The sequence below is a fragment of the Methanosarcina horonobensis HB-1 = JCM 15518 genome, from assembly GCF_000970285.1.
Taxonomy (GTDB): Archaea; Halobacteriota; Methanosarcinia; order Methanosarcinales; family Methanosarcinaceae; genus Methanosarcina; species Methanosarcina horonobensis.
Genome location: NZ_CP009516.1, coordinates 4,216,604 through 4,237,398, shown reverse-complemented (window position 1 = coordinate 4,237,398; position 20,795 = coordinate 4,216,604). Strand labels below are relative to the sequence as shown.

At 40.1% G+C, this 20,795-nt stretch carries 18 protein-coding genes and 1 pseudogene; 11 read left to right on the top strand and 8 right to left on the bottom strand.

What is annotated here, in order from left to right; all coding sequences use genetic code 11:
* The first annotated feature begins 179 nt into the window (after positions 1 to 179).
* From lysS to MSHOH_RS18445, 4 genes are all read left to right on the top strand, one after another.
* Positions 180 to 1,724, top strand: coding sequence for a lysine--tRNA ligase (gene lysS, locus MSHOH_RS18460; RefSeq protein WP_048141884.1), 1,545 nt, complete (start codon positions 180 to 182; stop codon positions 1,722 to 1,724).
* A 307-nt stretch (positions 1,725 to 2,031) separates the two neighbouring features.
* On the top strand, positions 2,032 to 3,555 hold the full coding sequence (locus MSHOH_RS18455; RefSeq protein WP_052730925.1) for a PAS domain-containing sensor histidine kinase: 1,524 nt from the start codon (positions 2,032 to 2,034) through the stop codon (positions 3,553 to 3,555).
* A gap of 253 nt (positions 3,556 to 3,808) precedes the next feature.
* Entirely contained in the window at positions 3,809 to 6,694 is a 2,886-nt protein-coding gene (locus MSHOH_RS18450; protein WP_048141882.1) for a DEAD/DEAH box helicase, read from the top strand.
* Between the two features lie 122 nt (positions 6,695 to 6,816).
* Entirely contained in the window at positions 6,817 to 8,454 is a 1,638-nt protein-coding gene (locus tag MSHOH_RS18445; RefSeq protein WP_048141880.1) for a hypothetical protein, read from the top strand.
* A gap of 195 nt (positions 8,455 to 8,649) precedes the next feature.
* Here the strand turns inward: MSHOH_RS18445 and MSHOH_RS18440 are convergent, their stop codons facing one another.
* Positions 8,650 to 8,973, bottom strand: a complete 324-nt coding sequence (locus MSHOH_RS18440; RefSeq protein ID WP_048141878.1) for a DUF3467 domain-containing protein — start codon at positions 8,971 to 8,973, stop codon at positions 8,650 to 8,652.
* 20 nt (positions 8,974 to 8,993) lie between these two features.
* Entirely contained in the window at positions 8,994 to 9,485 is a 492-nt protein-coding gene (locus MSHOH_RS18435; protein ID WP_048141876.1) for a helix-turn-helix domain-containing protein, read from the bottom strand.
* 748 nt (positions 9,486 to 10,233) lie between these two features.
* Here MSHOH_RS18435 and MSHOH_RS25415 point away from each other — a divergent pair.
* Positions 10,234 to 10,482: a type II toxin-antitoxin system HicB family antitoxin gene (locus tag MSHOH_RS25415; protein WP_082089418.1), complete on the top strand. Its 249-nt coding sequence runs from the start codon at positions 10,234 to 10,236 to the stop codon at positions 10,480 to 10,482.
* Here MSHOH_RS25415 and MSHOH_RS18425 read toward each other — a convergent pair.
* Together MSHOH_RS18425 and MSHOH_RS18420 are read right to left on the bottom strand one after the other, a co-directional pair.
* On the bottom strand, positions 10,442 to 10,705 hold the full coding sequence (locus tag MSHOH_RS18425) for a type II toxin-antitoxin system RelE family toxin (protein WP_048141873.1): 264 nt from the start codon (positions 10,703 to 10,705) through the stop codon (positions 10,442 to 10,444). The two genes, MSHOH_RS25415 and MSHOH_RS18425, sit on opposite strands and share 41 nt — an antisense overlap.
* Positions 10,706 to 10,909, bottom strand: coding sequence for a hypothetical protein (locus MSHOH_RS18420; protein WP_048141871.1), 204 nt, complete (start codon positions 10,907 to 10,909; stop codon positions 10,706 to 10,708).
* 227 nt (positions 10,910 to 11,136) lie between these two features.
* On the opposite strand from MSHOH_RS18420, the gene MSHOH_RS18415 reads away from it, so the two are divergent.
* The 3 genes from MSHOH_RS18415 to MSHOH_RS18405 all read left to right on the top strand — a co-directional run bounded on the left by MSHOH_RS18415 (position 11,137) and on the right by MSHOH_RS18405 (position 12,974).
* A complete protein-coding gene (locus MSHOH_RS18415) occupies positions 11,137 to 11,433 on the top strand; it encodes a nucleotidyltransferase family protein (RefSeq protein ID WP_048141870.1) in 297 nt (98 codons plus the stop codon).
* Positions 11,434 to 11,798: 365 nt separating this feature from the next.
* Positions 11,799 to 12,305 carry a hypothetical protein gene (locus tag MSHOH_RS18410; protein WP_239451055.1) on the top strand — a complete coding sequence of 169 codons (507 nt, stop codon included), beginning with the start codon at positions 11,799 to 11,801 and terminating at the stop codon, positions 12,303 to 12,305.
* Between the two features lie 273 nt (positions 12,306 to 12,578).
* The gene (locus tag MSHOH_RS18405; protein ID WP_048141866.1) at positions 12,579 to 12,974 is read left to right on the top strand and encodes a DUF2769 domain-containing protein; all 396 of its coding nucleotides are present in this window, start codon (positions 12,579 to 12,581) and stop codon (positions 12,972 to 12,974) included.
* 281 nt (positions 12,975 to 13,255) lie between these two features.
* Here MSHOH_RS18405 and MSHOH_RS18400 read toward each other — a convergent pair whose 3' ends face one another.
* On the bottom strand, positions 13,256 to 13,657 hold the full coding sequence (locus MSHOH_RS18400) for a YkvA family protein (RefSeq protein WP_048141864.1): 402 nt from the start codon (positions 13,655 to 13,657) through the stop codon (positions 13,256 to 13,258).
* Positions 13,658 to 13,980: 323 nt separating this feature from the next.
* On the opposite strand from MSHOH_RS18400, the pseudogene MSHOH_RS23205 reads away from it, so the two are divergent.
* Both MSHOH_RS23205 and MSHOH_RS18390 read left to right on the top strand, forming a co-directional pair.
* Positions 13,981 to 14,184, top strand: a pseudogene (locus MSHOH_RS23205) (GNAT family N-acetyltransferase); the annotation flags it as partial.
* A gap of 254 nt (positions 14,185 to 14,438) precedes the next feature.
* The gene (locus MSHOH_RS18390) at positions 14,439 to 15,677 is read left to right on the top strand and encodes a hypothetical protein (RefSeq protein WP_048141862.1); all 1,239 of its coding nucleotides are present in this window, start codon (positions 14,439 to 14,441) and stop codon (positions 15,675 to 15,677) included.
* Between the two features lie 87 nt (positions 15,678 to 15,764).
* Here MSHOH_RS18390 and MSHOH_RS18385 read toward each other — a convergent pair whose 3' ends face one another.
* The 3 genes from MSHOH_RS18385 to MSHOH_RS18375 all read right to left on the bottom strand — a co-directional run bounded on the left by MSHOH_RS18385 (position 15,765) and on the right by MSHOH_RS18375 (position 17,580).
* Positions 15,765 to 16,694 (bottom strand): NADP-dependent oxidoreductase, encoded by a 930-nt coding sequence (locus tag MSHOH_RS18385; RefSeq protein ID WP_048141861.1) that lies wholly within the window; start codon positions 16,692 to 16,694, stop codon positions 15,765 to 15,767.
* Positions 16,695 to 16,743: 49 nt separating this feature from the next.
* A complete protein-coding gene (locus MSHOH_RS18380; RefSeq protein ID WP_048141859.1) occupies positions 16,744 to 17,055 on the bottom strand; it encodes a hypothetical protein in 312 nt (103 codons plus the stop codon).
* Positions 17,056 to 17,352: 297 nt separating this feature from the next.
* Complete coding sequence (locus tag MSHOH_RS18375) at positions 17,353 to 17,580, bottom strand: hypothetical protein (RefSeq protein ID WP_048141858.1); 228 nt, start codon at positions 17,578 to 17,580, stop codon at positions 17,353 to 17,355.
* 562 nt (positions 17,581 to 18,142) lie between these two features.
* Between MSHOH_RS18375 and MSHOH_RS18370 the strand changes: the two genes are divergently transcribed.
* Complete coding sequence (locus MSHOH_RS18370; protein WP_048141856.1) at positions 18,143 to 20,728, top strand: NosD domain-containing protein; 2,586 nt, start codon at positions 18,143 to 18,145, stop codon at positions 20,726 to 20,728.
* The last annotated feature ends 67 nt before the right edge of the window (positions 20,729 to 20,795 follow it).

Genomic DNA, 20,795 nt, shown 5'->3' with positions numbered 1-20,795 from the left:
GTGAACATAAACTTTATACGCTGACGGTGAATTCTTTAAGCTCAATTCTGCTGTGAGTTTGGGTTTATTTATCGATTATTAATTTATTTATGACTCATTTATTGATCGATTCTCTTATTGACTACTGATCAATTTATTTGTTATTCACTCGTATCACCTGAAGAGGATGTACTGATTAAATGACTACGGAAATTAACAACACGGATTTATCTGAAAATGTTCCCCTGGCTGACGAGACCAATTTAGATACAAGTTTATCTGGGTCTAGGGCTTTTGACGAATCAAAACTTGCAAAATTAAACGGTGTGGTAAGTCAGGGACTTAACCCCTATCCTTATAGGTTTAAAAAGAACTGGGACATCTGCAAGATCCTGGAAAAATTTGAGGATTTCGAAAAGAATGAAGGTCTAACTGTCAGAACTGCAGGCAGGCTCTATAACATCCGCAAACATGGAAAGATGATATTTGCCGATCTCGGAGACCAGGCAGGCAGGATCCAGATTCTTATAAGGAAAGGAAACCTCCCGGATGAAGAATTCGAGACTTTTAAAAACCTTGTAGATTCCGGAGATATTGTAGGTATTCAGGGCAGCCTTTTCAGGACAAAGAGAGGAGAAAACTCAATCAGTGTCTCCGAATTCTCTCTGCTCTCAAAATCCCTCTGTGCCCTTCCTGAAAAATTCCACGGGTTAAAGGATATTGAAACAAGGTACAGGAAAAGGTACCTCGACCTTATAGTCAATGCCGAGAAAAGAGAGATCTTCGTCATGAGGAGCAAGCTCATCTCGGAAATCAGAAGATTCCTTACTGACAGGGAATTTCTGGAGTTTGAGACCCCTATACTTCAGACCGTGTACGGCGGGGCAAATGCAAGACCGTTTACCACTTTCCACAACTGCCTCGGGCAGAACCTTTTCCTGAGGATTGCTCCAGAACTTTACCTCAAGAGGCTTGTTGTCGGCGGATACGAGAAAGTTTTCGAAATCTGCAAAAACTTCAGGAACGAAGACATAGACACAACCCACAACCCTGAGTTCACAATGATCGAGGTCTACGAGGCTTACAGGGACTACAATGACATGATGGACTTAACCGAAGCCCTGATCTCGGAACTCGTATTCAAGTTAACAGGCGGCTACGAAGTTAAAATGGGAGAAAAAACCATTAACCTCCGTTCCCCCTGGAAGAGGACTTCCATGGAAGACGCCTTAAAAGAGTACGCTGGTCTTGATGTCTTTGCCCATTCTCTCGAAGAGCTGAAGAAAATCGCAATCGAAAACAGGATTGAAGATTATGAGAAAGCAAAGAGCCACGGCGAGTTTCTTGCCCTGCTTTTTGAGGGTCTTGTAGAAGACAAGCTCATAAACCCAACTTTCATATATGACTTCCCTGTAGAAAACTCCCCTCTGGCTAAGAGCCACAGGGAAAAAGCAGGTTTTGTCGAGCGCTTTGAGCTTTTCCTTAACGGCTGGGAACTGGCAAACGGATATTCCGAGTTAAATGATCCTCTTGAGCAGGAAAAGAGGTTCGAAGATCAGGATAAGAAGAGAAAACTTGGAGACCTTGAAGCCCAGACTGTAGATTATGACTTCATAAACGCTCTCGGATACGGCCTGCCGCCAACCGGAGGCATGGGGCTTGGAATTGACCGCCTCACAATGATCCTTTCGGGTCTCGAATCCATTAAGGAAGTGATTCTTTTCCCGCAGATGAAAAGGGAATAATCGTCTTCTAACTTTATTTTGCAGGTTTGGTCTGTCTGCCACTCAGACAGGTTTATCGGGGAAAAATCCCCACTTTTTTATTCCGGAGGAGCCTGGATAGCATATCATATTTTTTCTCTGGATCTTGTCTTCAACAATAAATCTTTATAATAAAACGTGATAAGTAATTTTACAGTATAAAAATTCTTATAACTCGTGACTCCTAATATAAACTTCTCTAATCTAGGAAAAGTGCCTTAATATGCTGAAACTGAGACAAAAATGAGAAAATAATTCATTTTTAAGGAAACTGGCCGAGGACAATCCAATGGCTAAAGAAGAAATATATAGGGCGCTATTTGAGCAGTCCAATGATGCAATTTTCATAACAGACGGGGAGCGTATTCTGGAAGTTAACCCTGGATGCTGTAAACTTCTAGGATATGATAAGGCTCATCTTGAAAAAATTTCTCTTTTCTCTCTATTTCCGGAAGAATCTCTTCCCGGCTTCCAGGACGCATTGAACGTAACTCTTGAGAATAGATCGCCGTTTTTTGAGACGAAAATAAAAAGGTCAGACAATAGTATCCTCGACATAGAGGTTAGTTCCTTAATCACGGGTGACCAGAGAAAAACTCTGCTGATAATCAGCCGGGATATTACTTCACGTAAAGAATCAGAACGTTTGGTGCAAAGAGAAAGAGGGATACTGAGTGCTTTACTGGAGAAAAGTCTTTGCGGAATAGTATTAATCGAAGCCGCGAGCCACAAAATAGTTGATGTAAACCCTGTTGCCATTAAAACTATAGGGAGGCCAAAAGAAGAGATTGTCGGAAATATATGTCACCAATTTATCTGTCTTGCAGAGGTCGGAAAATGTCCTATCAGTGATCTTGGACTGAGTGTGGATAATTCAGAAAGAACGATCATCAATTCTCAAAAGGAAATTACTCCGATCCTGAAGAGTGTGGTTCCGGTAACCATTGAGGACAAAGATTTTTTTGTTGAATGTTTCATTGACCTGTCCGAGCGTAAAAGAACCGAAACAAAACTGCTTCAGGCAAAGTTTGCTGCAGAGAGCGCAAGCCGGGCAAAGAGTGAGTTCCTTACCAATATGAGTCACGAGCTGAGGACGCCTCTTAACTCCATTATTGGTTTTTCGGATATCCTGCTCGAAAAAATTTTTGGAGAGCTCAACGAAAGGCAGCTGAAATATGTTAATAACATCTCTGTCAGCGGAAGACATCTCCTTGGAGTTATAAACGATATCCTTGACCTTTCAAAAGTAGAAGCCGGAAAAATGGAACTTTACTACAGTGAGTTTTCCATTGGCTCGGTTTTCGATGAAGTGAAATCCACTATCTTGCCTCTTGCTATGGTTAAAAACCTTGAAACGGAGTTTAATATCGACCCGGATTTTGGAGATATTCAGGCAGACCGAAGCCGTCTTATCCAGATCCTTTATAACCTCGTGAGCAACGCTGTTAAGTTTACTCCTGAAGGAGGTAAAGTCTCTGTTTACTGTAAAAAAAGTGGAAACAGAGCTATATTTTCGGTTACAGATACGGGAATAGGCATTTCTCCTGAAGACCAGAAATACCTCTTTGAGCCTTTCAAACAGATTGACTCGGGCACAAATAGGCAGTACGGAGGTACTGGCCTTGGGCTTGCTCTGGTAAAACAGTTTGTTGATATGCATAAAGGCAGAGTATGGTTTACAAGTGCTCAGGGAAAAGGGTCGTCTTTCATATTTGAGCTGCCCGTAAATAGTCTGGATGAAACGGAAAAACCAGATAATATATTTAGAGATAGTGCCACCAAAGTTTGGTTATCTGCTAATTTCTCAGGGTGAATAATTCCAAATTTTAATGCGGTATAATTATAGGAAGGCTTTTCACAGCCACTGCGGTGACTAGTGCATCATTTATCTCCGCAGGCCGGATGACTCCTTTCCTGAAGCCGCAGGCTGAAGTGAAGATATTTCACATATTGGAACCTATTTAAGGTTGAACGTTCTTTCCTAAATGCTAAAGACTCAGAGGTTTCCCTGCTGAGGTTTTAAAGCAATATCAGCTACAACAGCATCAAAAATGAGCTCTTGAAAAATGACGTTTAACAACATCTTTAACACTTTTCACCCGAAAATTCAGGGAGCTTTGAAAACGCTTGGATTTACGAAACCCACTGAGCCGCAGGAAAGGTCATTTCCTCATATCATGGACGGCAAGCATACTCTTCTGATAGCTCCCACAGGATCAGGTAAAACTGAATCCGCAGTACTTCCTGTTTTTCACAGCATCCTTAAAAAGAAACCCGAGGCGCGGAGGGGCATTTCTGCCCTTTATATCACTCCTCTGCGTGCCCTTAACCGCGATATGCTTTCCCGCATTGAAATTCTCGGGCAGATGCTTGATATCAAAGTCCAGGTCAGGCATGGGGACACCCCTCAAAGCGAAAGGCAGCGCCAGTCCAGAAACCCGCCTGATGTCCTGATCACGACCCCTGAGACCCTGCAGGCAATGTTTACAGGCTCTCGCCTGCGGCAGAACCTTGAAACCGTAACGCATGTTGTGGTTGATGAAATCCATGAGCTTGCAGGCTCGAAACGCGGAGCCCAGCTGGCTGTCGGGCTTGAGAGGCTTGTCGAAATCTCCGGAGAGTTCCAGAGGATAGGACTTTCTGCAACAGTCGGGAACCCCTGGGAGATAGCAAAATTCCTTGCAGGAGCAAAAAGGGACTTTACGGTTATCGAAGTTGCCCTTCTTAAGCTGCTGGAGTTTGATGTTGTCAGCCCCCACCTTTCCACATCGGGCACAGCAGAAGAAACAGATCGGGAAAAAGAAGTAATGGAAATTGCGAGAACTGTGGGATGTGAACCCGAATTTGCTTCTCACCTCCACTGCATCAGGAAAATAGTTGATGAAAGCCAGTCCACCCTTATTTTTGTGAACACCCGGCAGAGTGCAGAGGCTCTTGCAGCAGGTTTCCGAAAACTTGGGGCCTCTATCGGAGTCCACCACGGCTCTCTCTCCTTTGAAGCCCGGGTTGAAGCTGAAGAGGGATTCAAGGCAGGAGCCCTCAGGGGACTTATCTGCACATCGTCAATGGAACTCGGAATCGATATCGGAAACGTTGACCGGGTAGTCCAGTACGGCTCTCCCCGCCAAGTCTCAAGGCTGCTCCAGAGAGTAGGAAGGGCGGGGCACAGGCTGCATGAAGTCTCACGGGGTACGATCATTTCCATGGAAGCTGACGATACAGCAGAGAGCATGGCAGTCACAAAGTCTGCACTCGAAGGCAGAGTCGAGGCAATTTCTCCGCACATAAATTCCCTTGATGTTGTGGCAAACCAGATTGCAGGCATGGTTATGGACTTCGGGGAGGTCGGAATGGACAGGATTTTCAGAGTATTGAGGCGGACCTACACGTTCAAAGACCTGAGGATTGAAGAGCTGCAGAGAGTGGTTGACCAGATAGGGGACTACAAACTTGTCTGGCACGAGAAAGGTTCAAACCTGCTGAAAAGGCGCAAGAAAAGCCGGGAATATTATTACGACAACCTCTCCATGATCCCGGACGAGAAAAAGTACGAGATTTACGACATCGTGAGCGGAAGGTCTATCGGGATGCTGGACGAAGCCTTTGTAGTAAACTTCGCCGAACCCGGAGCCGTTTTTATCACAAAAGGGGATATGTGGCGCGTCATTGAGATGCCAGACCGCGAAAGGGAACATGATCGGGACAGAATCAAGGTCGAGCCGGTCGAAGGCATGGGCGAAGTCCCGAGCTGGACAGGGGAAGAAATCCCTGTTCCCTTTGAAGTATCCCAGGAAGTTGGAAAACTCCGAGCTGAAACCGCAGCCCTGATCCGGGAAGGCCTTGACGATGAGGAAGTTGCGGAAAAATTGCAGAGGAAATACCCAGTGGCAAAGGCAGCCGTGCTTGAAGTTATCCGACTCCTCCGGGACCACGTTGAAGGAGATTTCCCGCTTCCGGACGCAGACACAATTGTAATAGAAGATGAAGGAGACGCTGTGACCCTGAACGCCTGTTTCGGCCACAACACCAACGGGACGCTGGCAAGAGTCCTCACCTCCCTCCTTTCAGCCCGTTTCGGGAGCAGCGTAGCTCAGGAAGTGGACCCGTACAGGATCAGGCTGACTCTCCCGCGCAGGGTCGGACCTGTCCAGATCCGGGACATGCTCCTCTCTCTCCGCCCGGAACATGTTGAGCCTATCATCGAAATGACCCTGAAGAACACGACCCTCATGAAATGGAAAATGGTCCACGTAGCCCGCAAGTTCGGAGCCCTCTCACGTGATATCGACTACGACAGGATCAGCATGAAAAAGCTCCTTGAAATCTACGAAGGATCCTCGATGTACGATGAGGTCGTCCGCGAGATTTTCCACGACATGCTTGACGTACCGAGGGCAAAAGAAGTCCTGACAAAAATTGCAGCCGGCGAGATTTCTGTCGAGGTATCGGGCCCGACCCCGATCGGTTCAGCCGGTTTTGCCATGAAAAGAGACCTCATAGCCCCGGAGAAAGCCGACCGTTCAATTGTCCTCGCCCTTAAGGAACGCATAATGAACGACAAAGTCATCCTCTTCTGCACGAACTGCAAGAAATGGACCTCCCACCGCCAGGTGAAAAGCGTGCCTGAAGAAATCGTCTGCCCTGTCTGCGAGTCCAGGATGATTGCAGCCCTCAAGCCCTGGGAAGAAGAGGAAATCAACCTTGTCAAAAAGCAGGGCAAAAATCTCAAAGTTTCTCCTGAAGAAAAGAAGCGGATACAGAGAGTTTACAGGAATGCAAGCATAGTCCGTTCGCAGGGGAAAAAGGCGGTTATTGCGCTTGCCAGCAGGGGGATAGGACCTGAGACGGCGTCAAGGGTTATTGAGAAGATGAGGGTAGACGAGGAGGCGTTTTACAGGGATATTCTGGTTACGGAGAGGAATTATGTGAAGACGAAGAAGTTCTGGGAATAAGAACACTATTTTTGTATTAACTAACAAACAAAAATAATTTCGAGCCGCTATTTTTTTGAATATGCTTAATTCCGTAAAGAATGCTAAGGAATATAAATACTGAATGCATAATTTTTCTTGTTATGTCTGCAGTAAACATCAATCCAAACTTCTTTAATCATGATGCGCAAGCTGGAGGGTTTTTTCCTGTAACACATATAAATCCAGGTTTTGACATAGACGCATTTATCTCTGGTCCTGGTAAAAATATGCTAGTTGAGGGCATTAGAGGAACCGGCAAAACCCATATCCTCAAGATGATTTCTTCAAAATGCATTAATAGTTACCCTGAGAGAAAAATTCTGCCTATATATATTTCTCTAGCTAAAGTTTCTGAATGGCAAGGGAGTGACATCCGTCTTTTTCGGATCCAATTATATGCAAGCATCGTGACAAGTACATTATCTATCATCGAAGCAGAAAAAGCTAGAATTGCGGTTCAAAGAAGAGATAATGGAACAGCTATCGAAACAATCAAAAGAATGTTTGGGTTAAAAGGTGAAAACGATATCGATGAGCTAATGAAGAGAATAAAATTGCTCAGTGATACTTTAATTGGACAATTAACCTATATTCCAGATAAAATCCTTGATAAAACGAAAACTGAAAGTCAAGTAAGGTCTGGTTTTTCAGCTGGTGAAACAGTTCAGGTTACATTAGAAGACTTTTTTTCAAATCTGAAAGAAAAAGAAGTTCAATATGTTGGTAAGACGTTAGCATATGAAAATGCTGCAGGATTCATTATAGAGTTCTTCAGGCAATTAAAACAAATATTAAATTATAACTATGCCATTCTTTTACTAGACGAATGTTCTGAAGCTTCAGAAGATGCTCAGATAGAAATATTTAGACTTCTAAAGTTAATAAGAGGCGCATTTACATCTGACATGGAAACAAATTACGTTTACTTTTTCGCTTCAGTTTATCCCCCTTATGCAACAAAATATCCCTCGAAAACAAAAGGTGTTTCTTTCAATTTCGATCCAGGACAAGATGCCGGTGTTGAGTATCTACAATTAGATGAATTGTCCGATGAATATGAAGCTTTTTTCCATGAGCTTACAAGAAAGAGGCTGGAATTCGTTTTTGGAAGGTATGTTCCAGATCCTATCTCAGAAATATTCGAAAATGAGAGAGCATTTTTGTTGGCAGCGTACTGTGCAAACGGGATACCCCGTAGATACTTAGAAATTTTAAAGCAGAGCTATGACAATCTGTGTCAAAGGTCAGGTTCTGAAAGAGAGTTCAAAAAAATTTCTCAAAAAGATGTCGAATCTGGGGTTCAGACTATTGCTGCAGGTCAAATACTCGCTCAAAATAAATTAGATGATGATGACTTCAAAATAGTAGAAGAAATTAGTAAAAGAATTCGAACCAGAAATAAGAAGACCGAAACAGAAAATAAAGATAAATCTGAGCCGATTCCTGCAAACGTTTATTTTACTATTAGTAGATCTCAATCCAGTAAACTTACCAATCTTCTACTTCAAGGCTGTATTCACGATAAAGGAAGAACAAGGCTGAGGAAATATTATAAGGAAGAAGGCGCCCATGGCATTTTACTTATGCTTGATTTATCTTTAAGCCTTTATGATGGCGCTGTAGATAAAAGACGAGCTTTAGATATTTTTAAGCAAGATCTTAAAGATAATGCAAAAAGTGGATACTTATACTGTCAGGACTTTGATTTAAATCAGTTTGATTATTTAAAATACAAATAAAAGAGTAATTTAAATTCCTTGTGATCTGTGACGAATATTCTATACTGTATTTATTTTTGCCATAATTACTTAAGAATCTTTCAACCCACGGCGCAATCGCAGAATTTCCAATCGAAGGATCTGAGGGGAGCTGGGGCGGAAATATAATAAAAATGAAATAAAAAAGTGAACTTAAAAAAATTACCTATCTGCAAATTAACAATTCTTCCTTTTCTTTTTTATAGGTATTTCCCCATTCTCAATCTCATACTTTTCAATTGCCTTTTCGAGTTCCATATACAATTTTTTTGCGGCTTCCGGTGTTAACATTGCAAGGGCATCGCTGTAGAATATGAGTTCTTCTTCGGTCTCAATTTTTTCGTTGAAAAACTCAATCCTGAAGTCTACATCTGTTGGGGATACTCTGAGATTAGTTGCGTATAGTTTGGTAAAAAGTGGAGTTCTATAGACAGAAATTTTATTTTTCTTCTCAGGTTCTTCTTCCCTGACAGTTTCTCCTTTTCCCTGTTCTTCTATCATTGATAACCCTCAATTAATTGTTAGGCTGAAACAAGTTCTGTCTTAATATGTTTCCACATTCTACTGCTAATTGATGACTGTTCCGTCCTTCTATAGATTTGATCCAAGTACCCCGGAACTTCATTAAATTCAATGTAATGCGGGTTTTCTCCGCAATAGCAATCACATTTTTCTTCCGATGATGCCTGACATTTCTCTGAGATTTTGGAGAGCAGTTCATCTTCCTCTTCTTTATACTCTGCCATTCTGAAGCTGTGGTCATAGATTGCGGAAGTTATTTTATTTACCAGGCTGTTTTCTTTTAGTCCATACTTTTTTGTGTTTCCTTTGCATTCTTTTATTTCTACTATGTTGTTGTATATTAATACCGGAATTTTCTGATTTACAACAGTGCGGGAAATTCCAAGGCACTCACTAATTTCAGTCTGGTTGTAGGCCATATCCATATTTTCAGCCAGGAAATCTATAATTTTTATTTCAGATGTGGACCCCAGAAAGTCTGCAAGTGACATCCGCTTTTCCTCCAATCGCAGCTAAAACTTTATATGATGTTCTCCTATTAATTCACAGATTTAATTTAATTATTTACTATCGGGTGAATAATTGAAGAAGCTGTAAATATATTCTTAATACTTTAATGTAAATTGGAACATTCTTATAAGTAAATCAATTAATGAGTCCTTAATATTTATACCTATTGTCTTACTGTTCAACTAAATGAACAGTTCTCTCCGGGGTCTGTCTATGGAAGAATTCTCTGAATATGAATTGTTCATATTGAACAAAATCGCAATCTAAAATAGATGGTGTGATAAGCATATTTCCAGAGAAGACTTGCTACAGGGAAGAAAAAGAAGTGACCTGGGATTTTATGGGACAGCTATTGATAATCTGGTTAAGAGAGGAATTCTTAAGGTATACAAATCTCAGGGTAGGGATGACTATTGTCTTCTCAAGGCTCACAGGGAACTTGTTATTTCGGTATTGAAGGAAAACGCAGACAAATATAATTTTATAAGTTCTTTACATCTGGAAAGGATCCGATAAATTTTATACTCCTTTTACATCTCTTTCTTACTTTTTTCTAACTTCGCAGCATATCGAAGAATTTCCAATCGAAGGATTTGGGGGGCTGGGGCGGAAATATAATAAAAAAAAGTTATATCGTTTCAGCTTCTGCTGTTTTTTAGTTATCTTTTATCTTCAGTTCTGCCGGTAACAACTTTAAATACTCACAAACAAAATGTTATTTCGGTAAAGATGGAAGGCAAGAGCTTGAATTATACTGTTCTAATCGAACAGGACGAAGATGGAATATACATTGCAAAAGTTCCTGACATACCGGGTTGTTATACTCAGGGTAAAACTGTGGAACAGACTATGGAGCGTATAAGAGAGGTGATCCAGGTCTGTCTTGAAGATGGGAGGAAAGGTAAAACAGTTGTCCAAAAACAGATTAATTCTCAATTTATATTTCTCGATAAACACGTTTTCTCGAATCAATGTTGACGATAATTATGATAATTTCTTCATATTCTATCCGATAGAGAACCCTGAAATCTCCAATTCTTATTCTAAAAAGCTTTTCTCTGGTTCCATAAATTTTTTTGGCATCATGGGGTATCGGGTCTTCTGAGAGTTTTTCGATGGCTTCGAGTATTCGTTGCTTATTTCTGGTATCGAGTTTGCTAAGAAATTTGAGTGCAGCTTTCTCAAAGAGAATTTCAAACATTTAGAGTCCCAGTTCTTTCTTTACTTCTGAGATAGGTATCAATTTTCCTTCTTTTTTGTGCTCATAACTTTTGTCCACAAGATCTCTTTCTTCATCGGTGAGTACACAGTCTATGTCTATCATGTTCTCTCTTATTTCGATAAGCTGTTTTTTAATAATATCGAGTTCCTTGAATACTCTATCTTCAAAATCTGCCTGAGCCATAATAGAAAATTGCTATGGATATTATTTATACATGATCTTTCCATGGATTTGTTTCTCTCAGGTGCTTTCACGTTAATTTTTCTATCTGATTTGAGGGGAGCTGGGGCAGAAATATAATAAAAAAGTTATATCGCTCCGAATCTCTCCTTTATTAAATATATCTTCTCTTTTTTGTCATCATTTCACTCCACCATATCTTTAAATGATCACAAACAAAATATACTGACATGGAAAACGCTGACCGGCACAAAGAGTTGTTCGAAAAAATCTCTTCTTTCCTTGAAAAAGAAGGAGCAACAAAGGTAGCTATTTTTGGCTCTTATGCCAGAGGAGAAGAAAAGCCGGAAAGCGATATTGATATTCTTGTGGAGTTTTCCGAAACTAAAGGTCTGTTAACCCTTGTAAGGATTGAGAGGGAACTCTCAGAATTACTTGGAGTAAAGGTCGATTTGCTTACTGAAGCTTCAATAAGCCCGTATCTTATTGATGGGATTAAAAGAGAAGCAAAAGTGATCTCAACATGAAAAAGGATGATACAGTTTACCTATACCATATCTTCAGAGTTTTCGGATCACTACCCAGTGTCCTGTTTTGTCCGAGCCGATTCTTGTGAAGATACCTGATTCTTGTGAAGATACCTTTATCTTTCAGTTTTTTGACACTTCTCATTACTGTTGTTCGGTTTTTTTCCCAGAGATTTTGCAATAGCATAATAAGCTATATTGATATCGTTTTCTATCAATTCCAGAATTTCTTCTTTTGAAAATGTTAATTTTACAGATGCATTTACAGGTGCATTTATATCAAATATAGAAAAATGTAAAGGTAATCTTATAATACATCTCCTCTAAATTTCTATAGTCATAAGTGGACTTTTAGAGGTATGTGTATGAAAAAATACGTCTACTTCATATTGTTTATTTTGCTAATTTCAGTGGATGGCTGGGGTTTTGCCGGATCACAAAATGTTGAAAACGCATCTCAACCAGGTTCACCGCTGAGTACCATTCAATCAACCTACCAGGATATTGCATGGGGAACTAATGTTCAGAAAAATTTGAAAATACTTAAAACAGATTTGGACGGTATATCCGGCGCTGTAAACAATTCTGACTATGTCACTCTTGCGGTGTATGCCCGGCAAACAGTAAACGATACTCAGAACGCCATTCAGGAAAATGATCAATATACCGTATCTCCCAAGCTTCAAGATGCACAGAATGAATGGAGGATGGCTCTTCTGGACTATAACTCTGCAGGTCAGTTTTTGTTGAAGGGGGCAAATGAAGCGAAAAATGGTACAGGAGGAGCTGAATATTTCCAAAAGGCCAATGTATCTAGCAATTCTGGTACGGATCATCTTAAGAGAGCTTCTGAGTTAGCAGGAACAACGTAAACATATTTCTTTTTCAAAGTAGGGAAGATGTATAGAAAAACTGTTGATCTTAGTTGTTCTGGTAAGATAGAAGCCAAGAGATTGAACCATACGAGCCTGATCGAAAGGATGAACATGAAAATTACAGGTTATCTAACTAAAACTGCCTGATCTCAGTAACGTAGCCTCTTAAAGTACTATTATATATTTATTCTATAACTGAAAAGACTTTTATCTCCTAAAACCAAAGCTTGAATTACGCACTAACGAAGTGTTATAAATTGGGGGGAAAATATGAGCAATGTTAGAGATACAACAACTGGAGAGGAAAGCCCGATAACACCCAGAGACAGAAGGGTATCTTTTCAAAGGGGCATTGATTTTGAAGTTCCTTATTCACGAGAAAACATTAACAGGTGCAGATGCCCACAATGTCCGGTTCAGGCTGACAGTAAATGTGTAAAGGGCAAGCTTGACAGTTCAAAAAAGGCAATGGAGGATCTGCCTGAAGGAGAAGTCCCCGATCCCGAGGATGTCCCGGGAATATACTGCTCGGAAGGTGAAGCCACCTGCCAGGACCTTAATCCTGAAAGACAATGTATCTGCAACACATGCGATGTCTGGAAAGAGTATCTTCTTGAAAATGGAACACCGTCTCAGTACTTCTGTCAAAATGGCAGAGCAACATGATTTTTATTTAGAGGATTGTAGCCTTTTGTTTATATACTGCTACTATTTTTTGTTTGTTAATTATCACATCTTGTAAACCATTTTACATTTTTCATTAAGAAGCTTTCCTGTTTTTTGTTCCCTAACTTATTCTGAAACTGGCTTTATTCTCAATTAAAACTAAAAATATAAAAAATATACCGTAAGTATGGAATAAGATAATTTTCTATCCAGTAACCTGGTTCGGGATGGGACGATTGGATAAATTAAGGTCATTGGCGAACAAAATCGCCATCAGTTATTCATTTTCCAGATTCTATCAGTTTCCAGGCTCTATAATTTTCCAGGTCATCTTTAATAAGGCTAAATGCAAAAGCAAACACAGCGACATCATCTACAAATCCGATTAAAGGAAGGATATCTGGAGAAATGTCAATTGGACTTATGAGATACAGGAGAGCAACTGTTATCACTACTACCGTTTTCTTTGGGACAGGATATTTCCTATTAAAGGAATCCAATAACATAGAAAATAATAATTCTAAATAATTCCAAATTCTCCTGTGATCTTCCCGGCGGTAACGAGTGTCTCTTATTTCTTCAGGAAAAACCGTGCTGGTATCAGAAGCTTGATTTGAATTGACATCAAATTGGTCAATATTTGATCCAATTTTCTTCCTTTTGATATTGTATATTCTATCCATAGTAATTCCTCAATGTTATGTTGGATTGTATATCGGGCTTCTTAAACTAACTTAAGTAACTGTCAAATTAGTTATTTTTTCTATATTTTTTGAATCAATTGAGGCAATTAATGGTTTTTCCAAAAAGAATAAATTAAATTTTGGCCTGTAGAAATCCCAGTCTGTTGATTATCATAAAATAGGTTTTAAATTAAGTGCTCTTTCCAGTTTCTGTCAAAAAATATGGAAGCACTAAAATAATTAACTCCAAATAAAAATAGTAGTAACAGGTATATTAAGTTTATCTCAGGAATTCCTTCTCCGTTCTTCATTTAAAAGATTACAGTTCAGCACAACTTGATGCCTGGGCACCAGAAGAAATCGATATGGATATGTGGGATAAATCACTTTCCAGCAACAATATGGTCGTAGTTGAAATTAATGGTTTTATTGTCGGTTTTGGAGATCTGGATGATACCGGATATTTTGACCGGCTTTTTGTGCATAAAGATTTTCAAGGGCAGAGGATAGCGACCATAATTGCATAAGGTTGCTTCGGGCTTAAAGGCAAATTTAAAGTCCAGGTTTTCGGGGAACATGGAAGAAGTTATCGAAGGGGAGAAGAAACTCGCTATTAAGGGCACGAATACCTCAAATAAGAAATTATAGGGCATTTAACTTATAAACATGCTTTTATAATCTCAAATCCATACAATTTAACCGGGGAACAGGTGAATTTTGAATCTCAAGCAGTGATTGAAAATAGTAACTGATTTTGTTCCTTAATTAAGGGGGTTAATGAATGCAAATTAAACTGGTACTTAAACCGATACTTGCAATAATTTTCGTGCTTTTAGCAGCTCCTAATGCAGCTCTTGCATATGAGAGCAGTGATTATATCGACGAACTCCTGGTAAGTGATACTTTCCATCCGCCGGGAGAAGGAGATCCGGAATATCTGTACAATGAATGGCACTACTTCAATATGATCGACGAAGAACAGAACCTGTCAGTAGTATGTACTTTCAAATTGAACGGGGGTACCAATTCCTCGGAAGTTCTTCTGGGATATTATGTAAATGAGACATCGGCTTCTTTTTATGAGTCATATCCTCTCACTTCGGAGGTTGTGAATTATTCTTCTCAATCTCCTGATGTCAGGATAGCCAACAATACGGTAACCTTAACTGATGAGGGATATCGTGTACATATCGAATCCGGAAACGGATCAGGGATCTTTGATGCCCTGTTCAAACCGGAAACCAGGCCTGCTCCCGTTTTTAGTGCCTCTAATTTTTCTGTGCCTGGGATGGGTATCAACTGGCTAGTAGCTTCTCCGAAAATGGAGGTTTCCGGAAACCTCTCTGTTGCCGGAGTAACTTATTCCCTGAATAACTCAAGAGCTTACCATGACCACAACTGGGGGTACTGGTCCTGGGGAGAAGATCTCGGGTGGGACTGGGGCCAGGTCTCTCAGGCCGGAAACTACTCAAACGAAACAGCCGCAGAGTATTCAATCAGTTTTGGTAACATCACCAATGCCAACCATTCGCAGTCAGTAAGTTCGGTTCTTAATGTTTGGAAGGATGGGGAAATCATTGCCAGTTTTAGCGAGGAAGAGATACAAATTGAGCATTACAATTTGAATACAAAAGATATCGGAATCTCTCAAGGAGAAATGTCTCCAGCATATATCCTGCCCGAGGGTTTCTTCACATTTCCTCAAAATACCCTCGTGAACGCCTCTTCGGGTTCTGAAACTCTTAAAATAAAGTTCACCACGCGGCAACCTGTTCCGCTTCCAGTAATGATCCCGGTTGGAAATGACTCTGGAATTAAAGATGGAACTAAAGATGGAATTAAAGATGGAAATGAATCTGGAATTGAAAGTGGAAGTGAGATTAAATACAGAATAATCTGGGAAATAATAGGGACTTATCAGGTCGCTGGAGAAATAGATGGGAAATCAGTTTCATATACTGCTGACGGATTCATGGAATACGTAGCTGGAGAGTCTGTTTCTCCCATCTCTCCTTCCTGAACGGATGAGTTTTTGACAGAAAATAAATTGAAAAATTTTAAAGATCCTTGAGTAGGGATTTTTAATTTTTTATCTTTTATCCCTTTTTCACTGCGGATCCTCTGCCACTCTTAAAACGATCTTTCCGCGTGTATGGCGGCTTTCACTCATCTCATGAGCTTTCTGTGCTTCGGAAAGAGGTAGTACTGTTGTCACTACAGGTTTTAGTTGCTGTTCGTCTATTACATCTGCGATTTGAGCGAGTTCTTCTCCGTCAGACCGGGTCATCAGAGTTTGTGCACGTACACCGTATTTTTCTGGAGCACCTTCGGGAATGCTCGCTACAGTGCTTACCAGGAATCCGTTGGGCTGTAACACTTTCCACGACCTCTCAAAGGTGTCTCCTCCTATAGTGTCCAGTACCACGTCCACTTTCCCAACTACGTCCTCAAACCTTTGTTTTTTATAATCGATAAACTCATCAATACCTATGCTTTTCAAGAACTGCTCGTTTTTCTCGGAAGCTGTCCCGAAGACATAAGCTCCTTTCCATTTAGCGAACTGGACTGCAAAACTCCCTACCCCTCCTGCAGCCCCATGGATGAGCACTGACTGCCCCTTTTTAAGTCCGGCAATATCAAAAAGGGACTGCCAGGCAGCCAGTCCTGCTGTGGGAATCGCCGCACTTTCAATGAACCCTATACTTTTGGGTTTTTTTGCTACCTGTGTGGAGTTGGCAACCGTATACTCAGCATAGCCTCCCTGTCCGATCGAAACTTTTGCAAAAACCTCTTCTCCTGGCTGGAAAAGAACTCCTCCCTGTCCCACGTCCACAACCCCTGCAACATCCAGTCCCATAGTCATTGGCAGAGACATTTCACCTAGCATGCCTTTACGTATCTTCCAGTCAATAGGGTTGACTCCGGCTGCAATGACCTTTATCCGAATTATACCCGGACCTTCAGGTTCCGGCTCTGGAATTTCTTCATACTTTAGAACCTCAGGTCCGCCAAATTCATGAATCCTTATCGCCTTCATACTTTCACCTCATGAAAAAAAATTCTTTTAACTGCGATTTGTATTCACTCTATTCTGTTGTCGATATTTTCAGGGTTATTTTGCAGAGCGTACATCCACTCCCTGTGTTTTCAGTAATTTGAGTGTAACCTGATGGATATCCCGGGTTTATGAGACAATTATAACTATCAATTAATCCGTCCCTATATTCCTCACCATTACTCAGTTTCGTTTCCCTTTCTGCTGCGTCTGTTAGCAAATCTCCGGCTGAAGACACGATTTTTTCCGTATACTTTATCCAGTGTGCGTTTGCAGCTGAAAGTGAAATAAATAAAATAAATAAAATGAACACAAATGACAGTAAAGTTCTCATCCCCTTCAAATTAACTCCCCACCATCTATTTATATTCTAATAATTCTATTTTAATTTTCCCGGTTCTCTAAACAATATTAAAAACTTATACCTTCACACTTCCTAACTAAAAATAATTACCAATTAAAAAGAGAACTAAAAACAGAACCTGCTGTCAAGTTTTGCGAATCTTATCTGCTTCTTCACCGATTAAATCTTTTTATTAATCTAAAACTTAATTAAAATAAGGTAAAATCATAACCTTTTAGGTTTTCTATTCCTCATTTTCCTGCTTTAACTTGTTTCAATCGTTCAGTTTAAGCATTTTTATCTTGCTTTTTTGAATCCCTGCCTGAACTGCAGGACTGCCGTATATACAAGCATAAAGAACCCGGCTGACATCATTAACCCGTTAGCAAAAAATGCTCCTGGCCCTGCGAAGGATTCCATATCCGGGATACCTCCTATAAAAAGCATGATGGATACGAGGATAGGTGTAAACAGCAGGATTCTTCCTGTTGTTTCAAGAGCATGAAGGTAATCTTCTGATTCCATGTGTTTAACTATATCTCGTTGATCTTTAAATTTTTCTATTTATTGTCTGGCTATTAATTATATTATTGACAAGGTTCTTATTTTAATTCAAATATCATTATTTATTCAATTTTATCAAAAAAATAGGCCTCATTAAGAGAAAATGAATTTTCAAAGGAATAACTTCTTAACTTCTGAGTTAATTTTATATAACTGTAATATTTTTTTACATAGCAATTAAATTTAAAATTTGAGGTGTTATGGCTTAAAAAGTTGTTTTTATAACTCTGAGAACAGCGAGGTAGTCGCGTTTATTAACAGGATAATAATGAAATTAAGTTTTTTCAGTGAGTATTTTGGTTTTTTTCAGATCTTGAGTCCAAGATCTTTTCTATGTCTGAAGTTCACAGGTAAATCAACCTCAAAATCCTTAGTAAACCATTTTTCCGGTAGTTTTGATCTCTCCTGCAACACTTTAGATAAGTTCTCTCACCTGAAATTCTGTATATCGTCCATTAATCGGATAGTTATCACAGTAAGAGGTTTCGTTACAGAATCTAAAAGTTTTGTTACGGAGTTTACCATGCATCCAGTAAAAAGAGGCATAATCATTTTTATTGCAGTTGTCGCGTTTAACTTTGCAATTGCAGGAAATGCAGCAGCTAGCGTAATCACAGTAAATAATAGTACAGGTCAGGTTGCGGATTTCATATCCATTCAGGCTGCGGTAAATGCCGCAGGTCCAGGCGATGAAATAATTGTCAAACCAGGCATTTATGAGGAAAACATCGAGATTACCAAACCTCTGACCATCCTTTCGGAATCCGGCAACCCTTCAGATACCATTATTCAGGCAGCTGATAACTCGAAAGATATTTTCGGTATCTGGGCAAATGAAGTGAGTATTAAAGGGTTTAGCATAAGGGGATCGGATTTAGCTGCAGGGATTCATTTTTTTGGAGTTACTGACTGCCTTATAGAGCACAATATTCTCTCAAACAACAGTTGTGGCATCGATCTTTACATGTTCAGCTCAGGCAATATATTGATAGACAATGAAGTTTCTGACAGCCTGACAGGAATTAGCCTTGGAGACAGTTCGAATAATACTCTGAGAAATAATTCAATTGTATACTGTAATATCGGAATTTCGCTCTTTGATTCTCCCAACAATACCCTCGATAATAACACGGTTTCAGAAAATAATGAGGGTATTTCTCTTACAGGTGAGTCAAACGGAAACCTTCTGGTTAATAGCACTTTAAAATCTAACAAACAGGTGGGCCTGCACATCTACGGAACTTCCAGCAACCTGATTTATAATAACTACATCAATAACACTGTAAATGTGAAATCCGAACTGGTTGCGGGGGAAAATTTCTGGAACACAACAAAGTCCGAAGGAACCAATATCGTAGGCGGCTCTTATCTTGGCGGTAATTTCTGGGGAAGACCTGATGGAACGGTCTATCCAAGAGGTGTCAGGGATACTGACCTTGACGGTATTTTTGACTCCATGTATAATATTGAAGGCAGAGGATTTATTGACTATCTACCACTCAAAGAATCGAATTCCACGGTAATTACGGTGAATAATGGCACAGATCAAGTTGCCGATTTTTCCTCAATTCAGGCTGCAATAGATAATTCATACCCAGGAGATATAATTCTTGTTTATCCGGGCGTTTATGTTGAAAACCTGGAAATAGGCGTGGAAGACCTTGCTGTCATTTCAGCTTCCGGAAATTCTTCAGATACCATTATTCAGGCAGCCAGCAGCTTGGATGACGTTTTCTCTGTCACAGCAGACGGAGTAGCTGTTAACGGGTTTTGTATAACCGGAAATATAAGTTCCTCCAATGCCGGAATCCATCTTTATGGGGTTGAAGATTGCCGTATTGAAAACAATGAATTATTTGTCTTCGGGAATGCTCTTCAAAACTCTTCCGGTAACTATACTTTGACTGCTGGAAACAGTTCTAACTTAAATCCCGGATTCGGCATCCGTCTGGATTTATCAAGCAATAATACTCTTGACAACAACAAAGTATCATATAGCAGTGCCTGCATCTTTCTGAGCAACTCAAGCGGAAACTTGCTTCTTAATAACAGAGTCTCTAACAGTAATTACGGTATCTGGGTGGATTCTTCCATAGATAATTTGCTGGGCAATAATATTGCAGCAGATAACAAGATTGGCACATATCTAAAAAATTCCAGCAGAAATGCAGTCGTCAGCAGTACGGCATTAAACAACTCCGGGTCCTGCATTAATCTGTGGAATTCCAGCGAAAATATATTAAGTAATAACACTGCCTCAAACAGCAGCAATGTCTGTGTTATCCTGCATAATTCAAGCGGAAACAGTCTAATTAATAACACGGCAGCTTACAGCAGTTATGGTATCTGGCTTGACTCATTAAGTAATAACAACAGTCTGAACGGGAACAGGGCATTGTACAACAATGTGGGAATTTACCTGAAATCTTCAAACAAAAATATACTTGAGAATAATACCGCATTAAATAACAGTAAGTACGGCATCAGCTTGTGGAACTCTATTCAAAATGAACTTGGGAACAACACAGCCTCTTACAGTTATGTTTCTATTCTTTTGCATAATGCCAGCATGAATATGATTGCCAGCAGTACGGCATCTAATAGCAGTTATGGGATCTGGTTTGACTCTCTCAGCAGTAACAATACATTGATTGAGAGTGAAGTACTGGATAACAGAATCGGCATATACCTGAAAGCCTCCGGCAAAAATGTTCTGACAGGCAATAATGCAAACCTAAATACTGTGTATGGAATATGTCTGAACTCTTCCAGCAATAACACGTTTAACGGCAATAGAGTAGCTTCGAATTCAGGATATGGCATCTATATCCTGAACTCTAACACGAATATAATCTATGATAATTACCTGAACAATACGAAAAATCTCTATTTTGATGGCAAAAGTTCAGGGAATCTCTGGAATGTTAACAAAAAGCCGGGCACTAACATCGTAGGAGGACCTTTCCTGGGTGGGAATTTCTGGGCTTCACCTAAAAAGAGTGGCTTCAGTCAGACACATCTAGACGCAGATGGTGATGGTATCTGTGAGACAATTTATGACATGGGTAAAGGAAACATTGACCACCTGCCTCTGGCAGGCTCTTTTTAATAATCCTTTTCCATTTCTTTTTATTTCCAACTCTTTTTTACTTTCAGTTACTTTTCATTCCACTTTC